Here is an 11,967-nt window from a genome sequence, read left to right on the forward strand (position 1 = left end):
CCCAGCGCCTACCTCGCCTCGTCCGGCAGAGCGACCAGCATGGCCAGGGCGCACTTCGACCCTGCCGCCGAGGGCGTCTCCGCTGCAGATATCTCCGATGGCGCCGTCTCGGCGCCGCCGCCGGCCTCGACCGGTCGGGCATTCGCCTGGTCCCATACGATCACTGACACCTCCTTCAAGGGCAACCCCGCCGGATCTGCGGCGTCTTGCACCGTCACTTGGCAGCGAAAACCATCCGGTATGGCGACTCCCGCAGGGAGGCGGCTGTCCGCCTGACCGGGATCAGCTTTCATCGCAGTGCCTTTCAATTCCATTACCTGCCGAGCCAGCGTCAGCATCTGGGCAAAGCGTTCGCTCCGGCGCTCCAATCGTTCCGCCACAACCATCACGCTGTAGAGGGGAAGGGCTGTCAAAGCCAACAGCAGCAAGGCGATCAGCACCTCCGTCAAGATGCTGCCCTGTTCCCCCCTGCTCAACCGATTGCTCACGGTTCATCTTCTCCCCTCTTTGCCGGTTGGATCGCCTCTTGCCAGGGGACGTTGGCCCCAGCCCCTTCACGCTGACCGTCCACCGAGAAAAAGACCAGCCTCAGTCCCGCCAGCATCGCCGATGTCGACCTTTCTGCCGCAACCGTCTTATCACCGGCAGAGCCGGCGCTGTCTGTTCTGATCGTCTCCCTCAACCGCTGCAACAAGGCCGACGCCTCTGTCCAGCGGAGGTTGGTCAACAACCCGTCCCGATCGGCCGTAGCTTGCCCATCCTGTCGGAGCCAAACAAAGGCCTGCACATAAAAGGCGGATGCTCTTTTTCCCAATTGGTCTAAAAACTCTCGCAGATCCCCCTCATCTCCTTCGAGAACAATCGTGAACACGCCCTTGCGCAGCCGGCCCTCTGCGGCGGGATGATCGCCGATGACACGCCGAAGTTTCACCCCTGTTGCCTCGGCCGCCTCGGCGATGGCCGTCACCTGTTTTGCGCCATCAGAACAGGCGGACAGCGCTCGGAGAGACTCGGCCTCAGGCGCATCGGCTTGGCCTGGCTCCGCCTGATGCCTTCGAAGCTGTTCCGTCATCGCCTGAGCCGAACGAAGGCGCTCTGCATGCAGACGGTATTGCTGCCAAAGGGGCTCAAAAAAGAGCCTGTACGCGAAGGCAGCAAACAGCGTCAGCGCCGCTATAAGGAAGAGCGCCTGCTCACGCCGGGTTCTTCGTTCCAACCAGTCAAGGAGCCCCTCCATCGTTCAGGCCTCCTTTTCCCGCCTTGCCCGCTTCAGATAAGCGCTCCCATTGGGAGGGCGAGATTTTCCCGGGCAACCGGCAGTACAATCGGAACGTAACGGCACCATCCTCCTCATACGTCCCGTCCAGCAAGGAGACTTCCGAAAAACCGGCTGTTCCCTTGAGCTTATCCATGAAATCGCCGACTGCACACAGCCTGCTGCCGCTCCCCTCCAAAAGCAAGGCGTCGCCTTCCATCATGATCGCAGTCAGGCGCAGCGGCCCTTCCGACAATGCGTCGTCGAGATCTCGCAGGCGTTCCGACCAACGGGGAGACTCCCTCAGCAAGGCTGTCAAAAATGACTCTTCTTGCCTGTTGCGCTTTTTTTCCTGTTCCTGTGCCTGCCGGCTTGCCAGCTGGCCGGCCTCTGTTTCAACAATCTCCGCTCGCTCAACCAGGCGACTCATCTGCCTTTCCGCGCCGGCATAGAGGAGCACAGCCGCAAGCGAACATAGGACCAGCGAAAGGGCCAGTCGCCGGAGCACCCCTCTTCCTTTTGCCCGCAGCGGACTCGGCAGCAGGTTGATCTCGGCCACTGCCAACCCCTCCCCTGCCCGCTAAAACCCGGATTGTGTGACGACCAGCTTGCCATCGGCAATCGCGAAAGTCACCGACAAATCGTCGCCTCCGGGAAGACGGTTCGGCCCGTAGGATACCATCCGCGCCGTCGCAGGCATTGCCCCGACGTTCTTCGGTTCATACTGGTAAGCGCTCCCCCAAGGATCCTTCCAGATATTCAGGCCGGTCGGCGCGACTGCAGCCAAGTCTTTGTCGAGCAGGTTGGCGTACTGCAAGTCCGCCGCCGACGGAAGTTTCCCCTGATCGATGAAATAGTGGCGAACTGCCATTTCGAGGGCGCGAAAGTCATTATGGACTGACGACAGCTTGGCTTTTTCGGGCGCTGCCGACAACCTGGGCGCGAACAAAAAGAGCATCAGACCGATGAGCGTCACCACAAGCATCACCTCCACCAGCGTAAATCCCATTTCCCCCCGTCGAAACTGCCGGCCCATCTCCGCTCCCCCTTTCCCGGTCTGTTACGGCGTTCCGTTGATCATCTCGAACAGCGGCATGAGCAGGGAAAGGGCCAAGAACCCGACGACCCCTGCCATCAGAAAGAGCAGCATCGGTTCCAACAGGATCATCAACCGATGGACAGCGCCGTCCACCTCCGCCTCGAAATATTCCGCCGTTTTCTCTAAAAGAACATCCAGCGCTCCGCTTTCCTCGCCGATGTAGACGAGATGGACGAACTCCGGCGGGAACAAGGGTGAGCGCTCCATCATTTGGTGCAGGGGATGTCCTTTGCCGACGCCGCTGCGCACCCCCCGCACCGCTTCCGCCAGACTGCGGTAAAGAGCCACCTTTTCCACGATCGCCAGCGCTTGGATAATGGGAACGCCGCTTCCGACCAGAATGCTCAGGCTTCTGCTGACCCGGGCGATGGCGGCACGGTGGAGCAAGCCGCCAAGGACAGGTGCTCGCAAGAGCGCCTTCTCCAGTAAAATTCGATAGCCACCCTTTTGCATCAGACGCCGTAACCCAAAGAAGCCCAGCGCCGCCGACAGCATCATCCAGAGGCCATAGTCACCGATCCACTTCGCCAGCGCCAACACAAAGCGGGTGATCTCGGGCAACCCCATCCCCAGGCTCGTCAGCAAGGCCGAATAAGCGGGAATGACATAGAGGAAAAAAAAGACCGTCGATCCGCCTGCCGTTGCCAGGACCAGCGCGGGGTAGAGCAAGGCCGCTCGGATCTTTCGCGTTATGGCAGATTCCTTATCATAGTGATCGGCCAGCCGATGGAGGCTTTGGTCCAGAACCCCGCCCGCCTCTCCCGTTTCCACGAGGCGGACAAAGAGCTCAGGAAAGACATGGCGCTGTTGCTCCAAGGCGCTGATCAGCGTTTCCCCCTGCGACAGAGCCAAGGCCACCTGTTGCGCCGCCCTTTGGAGCGCCGGCGGCCTCAGTCGCCGCGCCACCATAGACAAGCTCGTGCACATAGGGATGCCGGCGTCCACTAAAGCCGCCAGTTGCCGACAAAAGCCCGACAACTGGCGGGCATCCACCGGCCGCCGCCAAGGCAGCGAACCGTGCAAGCGGATATCGGGCAGTCGCCGAGGCTGGTCCTTCCTCCGGAGGTCGACAACGTAGCGGCCGAGCTGCTGCAACGTCCGGGCTGCCGCTTTTTCGGACGAGGCTTGCAACAGTCCTTCCTCGGCCTTGCCGCTGCGATCGCGCGCTTTATAGGCGAAGACAGGCATGGCTTAGCCGTCCATCCGAAAGGCGACCCGCATGACTTCCTGCACCGTCGTCTCCCCTAAGATCGCTTTTGCCAGCCCATCAGCGACCAGTCCGATCATGCCTGCTTCGACCGCCTTCGCCCGGATGGCTTCGGTGCTGGCTTTCGCGATGATCAGTTCTCGCAAGCTCGAACGGACGACCATCACCTCATGGATGGCCAGTCGCCCGTCAAAACCTGTCTGGTTGCACCGGTTGCAGCCGGCGCCTCTGTAAAGGATGTCTGTTTGCATCCCCGCCTTCTCCAGGAAGATCCGCTCCGGCGAGGACCGAGGCGGATGGTAGCTCGTCTTGCAAGAGCGGCAGATCCGCCGAACCAGCCGTTGGGCCACGATGCCGGAGACGGCGGAAGCCACGAGAAAGGGCTCCACCCCCATATCGATGAGCCGACCTGCCGCCTCGGCGGCATCGCCTGTATGCAACGTCGAAAAAACGAGATGGCCTGTCGTCGCCGCCTTGACGGCGATGTCGGCTGTTTCTTTGTCCCGAATCTCCCCGATCAGGATCACGTCAGGATCATGGCGCAAAATCGCCCGCAACCCTTCCGTGAAATCGATGCCCGATTTGGCATTGACCTGCACCTGGTTGATGCCGCTCAGGATGTACTCCACCGGGTCTTCGATGGTGATGATGTTTTTTTCGGGGCTCTTGACGGCGTTCACCGCCGCGTACAAGGTCGTCGTCTTGCCGGCCCCCGTGGGTCCCGTCACCAGGATCATGCCGTAGGCGTTGCCCATCAAGGCCTGAAAGGCTGCCAGGGCGTCCGGCAGAAATCCCAGTTGATCAAGGTTCAGCGGCGCCTGTTTCTTATCTAACATCCGGAGGGCGCATCTTTCGCCGAAAAGCGTCGGAAGCGTCGATACACGCAGGTCGATCTGCTTGTCCGGCATGGTGACCTGAATCCGGCCATCCTGTGCGATCCGCCGCCGGGCGATGTCCATGCCGGCCAGGACCTTGATCCGAGAGACCACCTGCCCGTGCAGCCCTTTCGGCAACAGCTGCTCATCGCGAAGCAACCCGTCGACGCGAAAGCGCACCCGACTTTTCGTCTCCATCGGATCAATATGGATGTCTGTGGCCCGCTCCCGGGCCGCCCGCAGGATCATCTCCTCGACCAGTTCAACGACAGAAAGCTGACTCCATCCCTCGGTTGCATCATCCCGGTCGCCGAAGGCGCTATCAGGCCTTCGAGACGGTACGATGATGCCTTTTTCGCTCCCTGCCATAACCTGCCAGGGCTCACCATCACTCGGCTGGTTGCTGGGATTAAATGACACTTTTTCTCCCCCTCGTCCGGTCCTTCCAAAGTCGCCTGTTTTCTCACCCCATTGTTTTCATTTCTATCTAAATTTGAAAAATCCTGTAATTTGTTTGAACGAAAAATAAAAGAATGCCTCGCTGAGACAGCAAAGCATTCCCGATAAGAACATCTGTCGGCGAAGGTCGACTGCTTTCGCCAATTTTTAAAACCTAATCCTCCTCGGCACTGCGCAAGGCCAGCCCGGTGACGACGGCCATGTCGGGCGTGAGCTGTTCGAGGCAAGCGGGCTTGATCTGAGCCACCAGGCTCGTCTGCATATCTACGACAGAGACAGGCAGCTTGAACTCCTGCGTGAAATAGGCGTCGATCCCTCGCAACCGGGAGAGACCCCCGCAGAGCACGAGGTGGGAGAAGTTGTCGTCCCGGTATTGCAGGTTGTAAAAATCCAGGGAGCGACGGACTTCCACGATCAGATCGGCAAAGAAGGACTGCAGCAAAAACTGCATCTGGGCGGCCGCTCCGTAGGCCTCCGGGGCTTCCGCCACCGCCGTCTCTGTTACGGCCGCCTCTTCTGCCGCCGGCGCCCCTTCGTAAGTCGCCGTCGCTTCGGTCGTGACAGCCGCCTCCGCCAGCCGCAGCCGGATCGTCTCGACAGGGAAGGTCTGCGCCAGGCTTTCCTCCAGCCGGGCCGCGCCCATCTGGATAAAGCGGATGAACTGCACCTTGCCTTCCCGAAACACAGTCAGCGTAGAACGATCATAGCCCATATCCAGACAACCGTAGGTCCGGAGATCCTTTTCGCGCATCACATTGAGAAGCCGGCTGAGGGCGAAGGAGGATATCTCGACGGCGGTGACCGTCAATCCCACCCTTTTCAGACATGCATGATGCCGGAGGACCTCTTCCTTGGGCAGAGCCACCAAGAGCAGCTGGGCCATCCGGTCGCCTTCCACGTCGATGACGCCCTGGTGGAGATAATCATAGACGTAATCATCGGCTGAAAGGGGGACATACTTCTCTAACTCCCAGCGCAGAGACGCTCGCATCTCATCATCCGGCATATGAGGCATGCGGATCTGGCGCGAGATCAGATGGCGCGACGGAAAGGCGAGCACTGCCCGCTTCGCTTTTTTTCGCAGACCGGCCAGGCATTTCTCGATAGCGGCCTCCAGCGCCTGATAATAGGCGTCACTGTTGATTTCCCCTGCCGGTGGCGAAAAGGGTTGCTTCAAGGCAGCCACGATCGCAAAGCGCTGATTGCGCCGAGATACCTCGACCATGCGCACCGCCGTGCTTGCGATCTCGACGCCCAGGGTGATGGTCGGTCCGAACATCTTCCTCACCTGCTCTATTTCAAAGGGTGGATCATTCTCATTCCGCTGATGGTGCCCTGCCGGCGGCACGGGGATCTATCCGGTGGGATCGGCGGAAGGTCAGGTGCCGGCGCTGTGCGCCGCTTTCGGCTAGATGGTTGGCGCCGCGCGAGGAGGCTTTGGCAACAACGGCAGCCAGGGGGTCACCGGGATGGCACGGCGGGGACTTCAGGGCGTCCCACCCGGGTTGAGGCCGGGCGGCTCCGTGACAGGCGGCGACAGTTCAGGAAGCTCGCCCAGCCAGGGATTGGCCTGATCCCAGACATGGGGCTCAAAGGGATTGGGCCGGCCGACCCGGTACTGGCTCAGATCGACCACATCGGGGCCTCCGCCGGCTCCCACTTCAAAAAAGCAGACCCTATAGGCCGCATTTATCGTGGTCGTCGGCGGTTTTTCCTTGTTGCCCGGTCGGTACTCGGCGCGGGGCAGCCGCGCCGTCATGTTGTTCACACTTTTTTGCTGCCCCGCCGCATCGCCGTTGGGCGACTTGGACAGGGTGTTGACGACGCTATCGATCAATTCGCTGAGGACATTGCCCGATTCCTTCTTCCCGTCACTGCCTTTGCCCTTGTTGTCCTTGTCGCGGGTCTCCCAGGTGATGGCAAAATTGCGAACCAGGGCGCCGCCGCGCAGCGTCTCCAACCGCGACGAGAAGTCGACGAGGGCGTCGAAGGTCCCCTCGGCGACGATATCTACGGGAATCTCCGCGATCAGCTTTCCCTTGCTGTCCGGGAGATCCAGCTTGGGCTGGGGGACGAAGTACTTGATGGTCACCTTCGACGCCTTTGCCGCTTCCCCGATCAGCACCGCCATCGATCCGCTGGACAGCGCAGCAGGATAGGCGCTGATGACATCGCGGTATTTGTTCCGGCTGGCTTCCAGCTCCTGTTCCAGGCCTTGTCTGTTCTGAATGCGTCTTTTTGCCGATTCCAACTGCTGCTTCGATACGGGAAGCTCGGTCGACAGGGTGGAGAACTGATCGAGCTGCCCCTCCAGCACGAGGAGGTATAGACCGGCGCCGGCGACGGCGGCACCGAAGAGCGACAGGAGCACCCGTTCCCGCTTCGTCCGCGCCATCCACCAGTTGTCACCGCCCGTCTCCGCAGGCGAGGAAAGGGAAAAGAAGGCGGGAATAGAGAGAATCCGGCGAAAGGAGAAGGACAGCCCGGGAAACTTCGGCAGCCTCATCGCCGCTCACCCCCTTGGGCGGCGCCGCTTGTTTTGGCTGGATTTGGATTCGACGGCAGCAGCTCCTTAGGCATCGGGGCCAGTTGGGCCTCGACCTGGAAGCGGGTCACCCACCTCCGATCGACGGCCTTGTCTCGGGCGTCGACCAACTCTACGTCTGAAAAATAAGGGAGCTGGCGAAGCTGCAAGATAAACAGTCCGACCTGCTCGAAGGCGGTCGTCTCCCCTTCGATCCGCAAGGTCGCCTTCTCGGCGTTGTTCTCATTCAATGTGACCGTAGCCAGCCACAGCCCGTCAGGGGTCATCGCCGCTACATCGGTGAAGACCTTGGACCAGGGCACACGGGCGATGCGCAGCTTGTCCAGGATCTCCGCCTTCTGCCGGATCTCTCGGATCTCTTTTTCCACAGCCTCGACCCGCCGCAACTCCGGTTGCAGTTCCGCCATTTCCACTGCAATGCCTTCGCTTTCCTGCCGAGACAGATAGAGCTTTCCAAGGAATGCGCCATACGCCGCTACACAGGCCAACAGCCCGACGGCAAGGCCGCTGCGGATGAAGAGGGCGCGCTTGTCCAGTTTTTTCGGTCGCAACTCAAGGGGGAGCAAATTGATCGACTGCACAAAGGCGACGCTCCTTAACGGCTCTGAATCTATCGAGCATGTTCCATGCCGTCGGCTCGGAACGAATCTTCCTAGCCTAGAAAATCACGGATCGCAGCAGCAGCGCTGCTTTCCAAGAGAAGATAGACGGTGAAATACCCGAAGGCCAGAAAAGGCCCGAAGGGTATCTGGCTCTTGCCCGTCCACCTGCCGGAGGCGATACCCGCCAGTCCGACCACACTGCCGCATAGGGCGGAGAGGGTGATGGCCCAGAGGGCGCCGGGCCAGCCGAGGAGCAGGCCGAAGACAAAGGCAAACTTGACGTCGCCCAGGCCGAGGCCGCCCTTGCTGAACCAGAAGACCGCGAATAAGAGGGCTGCGCCGAAGACGCCGCCGGCCAAACTATCCAGCAACAGGGCGAGACCGCCGTCCTGACCGGTCCAGACCTTCCCGGCCTGCCTGAGGGCGATGGCGACGAAGGCAGCGCCGAGCACCCTGTTGGGGATGATCTTGTGCTGCAGGTCGATGACGGCGATGACGATAAAAAAAGCGGCCATAAGGGCCGCTGCCGCCCAGGCGGCGGTAAGGCCGCCGTAAAGGGCGGCGAGCGCCGCAAAGGTCAGGGCGGTCCACCCTTCGACAAGGGGGTACTGAAGGGAGATCCCTTCCCCACATCCGCGGCATCGCCCCCGCTGGAGCAAAAAACTGAGCAGGGGGATCAGTTCGGCGGGCGACAAGGGCCGCCCGCAGGACACACAGCGGGAGCGTTTGTAGACGACAGACATCTGCCGCGGGATGCGGTAGATGCAGACGTTTAGGAAAGAGCCGATCAGTAAACCTAGAGATAAGGCGAAAAACATATTCGATGCATTAATCCAATCCTTTAGGAGTAACCACAGGAGAACCGGAGGAGAAGTCAATTTCTATGCCCATATCATCGTTTGCAATAGTGGTACCGTCTTCGGTATCATCTGCTTTATTTATCCCTGTAGAATAAATTAATATAGTCTTATTGTTATTGACAGGCTTATATTTATATTTCCCTTTCCAAGGGTCATATACACTTGTCGGATCCGCATCAAGATATTTTGGGCCAGACGACGGAGCCAACTTATCAGCTGTCGGAAGCTCACTCTTCTCAATATAATACTGCCGAACTGCCGTCTCAAAGGAGCGCATGTCGCTCTTGACACCGGCGATCTTTGCCTTGTCGACCGAGTTCCCCAGACGGGGCACCAGGACGGCAAAAAGGATGCCGATGATGGATACGACGATCATCAGTTCGATCAGGGAAAAGCCCTTCTGTTCTTTCATCTTCTTGAATTTTTTCTGAAAATACCTAAGCAATGTGAAAACCCCCTTCATTCATTCTCGAATTCCGGTTACCTTCCGCCGACGCTGCCGATGACATCAAAGATCGGCAGGAGCATGGCCAAGACCATCAAAGCCACCAGGCCGCCCAAAAAGACGAGCATCATCGGCTCGATGATAGTCGAAAGGCGCGTCACAACCCCGTCGACTTCCATCTCATAGTAGTCGGAGACCTTCTCCAGCATGGTATCCAGTGCCCCTGTCTCTTCGCCGACAGCCACCATCTGTACGACCATCGGCGGAAAGATGCCCGTCTTCTGCAATGGTTCTGCCAGCCCCTGGCCCTTGCGAATGCTCTCCCGGGTACCCATCACCCCCTTGGATACGGCCATATTGCCGGCTGTTTTCTCGACGACCTCCAATGCCTGCAGCATGGGGACGCCGCTGCGGATCAAGGTACCTAAGGTGCGGCTGAAGCGGGCTACAGACACCTTGAGCAGCATGTCACCGAAGACAGGAACCTTGAGCACATAAGTATCGACAAGCAAGCGGATTTCCGGCGTCTTCAGCAGTTGGCGAAAACCATAAAAGCCCAAAAAGGCGGCAATAAAAGACGTCCACCAGTAGGCTTTTACCAGTTCGGCCAGTTCGAGCATCTGCTTAGTCAAAGCAGGCAGTTCAGCGCCCAGTTCCCCGAGCACACCGGCAAAACGGGGGATCACAAAGCCCAGCAAAAAGGCGACGGCGGCCATGCCGATCAGCAAGACAACTGCTGGGTAGGTCAAGGCTGCTTTGACTTTGTTTCTCGTCTCATTGTCTTTTTCAAAGTGACCGGCCAGGCGCTGCAAGACCTCTTCAAGAACGCCGCCCAATTCGCCTGCTTCGATCATGTGGACGAATACCTCAGGGAAAACCTTAGGATGCCGCCCGACCGCCTGGGAAAGGGTAAAGCCGCGTTGCAGGTCGCCGGACAGGTCGATCAACGCTTGGCGCAAGGCGGCATTCCGGGACTGCTGGATGAGGATCGACAGGGCGCTGTGGATGGCCACACCGGCATTGACCAGTGTCGACAACTGGCGGCAGAAGACAGCCAGATCTTTGGCAGGCACTGATCTTCGGAAGAGGGCGAAGGATCCCCCGACAGCACCGGCGGCTGACGACTGCCCTTTTGCCGAAAGGCCTCTTTCAGGCCTCACCTCGATGACAAACCATCCCTGCTCCCGCAAGGTCATGGCGACCGCTTTTTCCGATTCCTCCTGTAGCACTCCCTCCCGCAGCGCCCCCTGCTTGTTGCGGGCTCTAAACCGATATGAGGCCATCTTGCTTCACCTCGACGCGAGGGAATGAACGGAGGGCACGTCAGCCAAAAACAGGCCTTTGCTCCTATTGACATCCATGACTTATAGTAACTCCATTTTACCCCCATGCGCAGGCTTTGCAAAGAGATTTTTTCTCCCATTAATCTTTCTTAAACGAAACATTAAACCCGTTTAACAGGCCGATCGAAAAAACAGGGCCTCTTGTCTAGAAAAGCCTCGTCCAATCGCCCTTTTCTCAGTACATATCCATCATATACCGCATCAGCGCATCGGGATCGGCGACCTTCTTCACCGCCTCCTCCCGCGACACGATCCCTTTGGTGACCAGGGTTTTGATAGCTGCGAACATGGTCTGCATGCCCAGCTTGCCGCCGGTCTGGATCGCCGTGGCGATCTGGTGGGTCTTTCCCTCCCGGATCAGGTTGCGGATGGCAGTCGTACAGACCATGATCTCCTGCGCGACGACGCGCCCTTTGCCGTCGGCGCGCGGCAACAGTTGCTGGCAGACGACCCCTTGCAGGACCGTAGCGAGCTGAATGCGGATCTGGGCCTGCTGTCCCACATCGAAGACATCGATGATCCGGTCGATGGTCTGGGCCACATCGTTCGTGTGCAAGGTGGCCATGACCAGATGGCCCGTCTCCGCTGCCGTGATGGCTGTGGCGATCGTCTCCAAGTCGCGCATCTCGCCGACAAGGATGACGTCAGGGTCTTCCCGCATGGCCGCCCGCAGCGCGCCGGCAAAGGAATGCGAGTCAATGCCGATCTCCCGCTGGTTGACGATGCTCTTGTTGTGGCGGTGTAGAAACTCGATGGGATCCTCCAGGGTGATGATATGCTCGGCCCGTTCTGTGTTGATCAGGTCGATCATAGCGGCCAGGGTCGTCGACTTGCCGCTGCCGGTGGGTCCGGTGACCAGCACCAGGCCGTTGGGGCGGCGCGCCAAGGTGGCCAACACCTCAGGCAAGCCAAGTTCGTGAAAGGAAGGCGGCTTCAGCGGGATGATCCGCAGCACCATGGCGGAACTGCCTCGCTGGCGAAAGGCGTTGACACGAAAGCGCCCGATCGCAGGCACCGCATAGGAGAGGTCGACCTCTCCCTTCTGTTCAAAGCTGGCCAATTGCTTCTCGTTGAGCACCTGCCGCACCAAGGCGTCCGTATCGGGCGGCATGAGCGGACGCAGCCACGGGCTGTCGATGGGGACGCCCAATTCCTGCATCGGCATCAACTTGCCGTTGATCCGGAACAAGGGCGGTCGGCCGACTGTGATATGCACGTCAGAGGCTCTTTTCTCCGTGGCGAGCATCAGGATATCATGGATCTGCATCGAGCAAGCG

At 59.5% G+C, this 11,967-nt stretch carries 13 protein-coding genes; all 13 read right to left on the bottom strand.

What is annotated here, in order from left to right; all coding sequences use genetic code 11:
• Positions 1-8 precede the first annotated feature (8 nt).
• Positions 9-488 carry a hypothetical protein gene (locus HM1_RS02395; protein WP_012281670.1) on the bottom strand — a complete coding sequence of 160 codons (480 nt, stop codon included), beginning with the start codon at positions 486-488 and terminating at the stop codon, positions 9-11.
• Positions 485-1,237: a type II secretion system protein GspM gene (gene gspM, locus HM1_RS02400; protein WP_012281671.1), complete on the bottom strand. Its 753-nt coding sequence runs from the start codon at positions 1,235-1,237 to the stop codon at positions 485-487. The genes HM1_RS02395 and gspM overlap by 4 nt, the downstream gene beginning before the upstream one ends.
• Positions 1,221-1,814, bottom strand: coding sequence for a PilN domain-containing protein (locus HM1_RS02405; protein ID WP_012281672.1), 594 nt, complete (start codon positions 1,812-1,814; stop codon positions 1,221-1,223). The genes gspM and HM1_RS02405 overlap by 17 nt, the downstream gene beginning before the upstream one ends.
• 21 nt (positions 1,815-1,835) lie before the next feature.
• Positions 1,836-2,291, bottom strand: coding sequence for a type II secretion system protein GspG (locus HM1_RS02410; protein WP_012281673.1), 456 nt, complete (start codon positions 2,289-2,291; stop codon positions 1,836-1,838).
• Between the two features lie 24 nt (positions 2,292-2,315).
• A complete protein-coding gene (locus tag HM1_RS02415; RefSeq protein ID WP_012281674.1) occupies positions 2,316-3,542 on the bottom strand; it encodes a type II secretion system F family protein in 1,227 nt (408 codons plus the stop codon).
• 3 nt (positions 3,543-3,545) lie between these two features.
• Complete coding sequence (locus tag HM1_RS02420) at positions 3,546-4,856, bottom strand: GspE/PulE family protein (protein WP_148207058.1); 1,311 nt, start codon at positions 4,854-4,856, stop codon at positions 3,546-3,548.
• 193 nt (positions 4,857-5,049) lie between these two features.
• Positions 5,050-6,174, bottom strand: coding sequence for a type IV pilus assembly protein PilM (gene pilM / locus HM1_RS02425; protein WP_041313137.1), 1,125 nt, complete (start codon positions 6,172-6,174; stop codon positions 5,050-5,052).
• 207 nt (positions 6,175-6,381) lie between these two features.
• Positions 6,382-7,401: a type IV pilus inner membrane component PilO gene (locus HM1_RS02430; protein ID WP_012281678.1), complete on the bottom strand. Its 1,020-nt coding sequence runs from the start codon at positions 7,399-7,401 to the stop codon at positions 6,382-6,384.
• Positions 7,398-8,021, bottom strand: a complete 624-nt coding sequence (locus HM1_RS02435; RefSeq protein WP_012281679.1) for a PilN domain-containing protein — start codon at positions 8,019-8,021, stop codon at positions 7,398-7,400. Before HM1_RS02435 ends, HM1_RS02430 begins: the two co-directional genes overlap by 4 nt.
• A 71-nt stretch (positions 8,022-8,092) precedes the next feature.
• Complete coding sequence (locus HM1_RS02440; RefSeq protein ID WP_012281680.1) at positions 8,093-8,860, bottom strand: prepilin peptidase; 768 nt, start codon at positions 8,858-8,860, stop codon at positions 8,093-8,095.
• A gap of 10 nt (positions 8,861-8,870) precedes the next feature.
• Positions 8,871-9,347: a type II secretion system protein gene (locus tag HM1_RS14350; protein WP_012281681.1), complete on the bottom strand. Its 477-nt coding sequence runs from the start codon at positions 9,345-9,347 to the stop codon at positions 8,871-8,873.
• A gap of 35 nt (positions 9,348-9,382) precedes the next feature.
• The gene (locus HM1_RS02450) at positions 9,383-10,630 is read right to left on the bottom strand and encodes a type II secretion system F family protein (protein WP_012281682.1); all 1,248 of its coding nucleotides are present in this window, start codon (positions 10,628-10,630) and stop codon (positions 9,383-9,385) included.
• Between the two features lie 235 nt (positions 10,631-10,865).
• Complete coding sequence (locus tag HM1_RS02455; RefSeq protein WP_012281683.1) at positions 10,866-11,957, bottom strand: type IV pilus twitching motility protein PilT; 1,092 nt, start codon at positions 11,955-11,957, stop codon at positions 10,866-10,868.
• Positions 11,958-11,967: the final 10 nt, after the last annotated feature.

Origin of the sequence: Heliomicrobium modesticaldum Ice1, from assembly GCF_000019165.1 — a bacterium.
GTDB lineage: Bacteria > Bacillota > Desulfitobacteriia > Heliobacteriales > Heliobacteriaceae > Heliomicrobium > Heliomicrobium modesticaldum.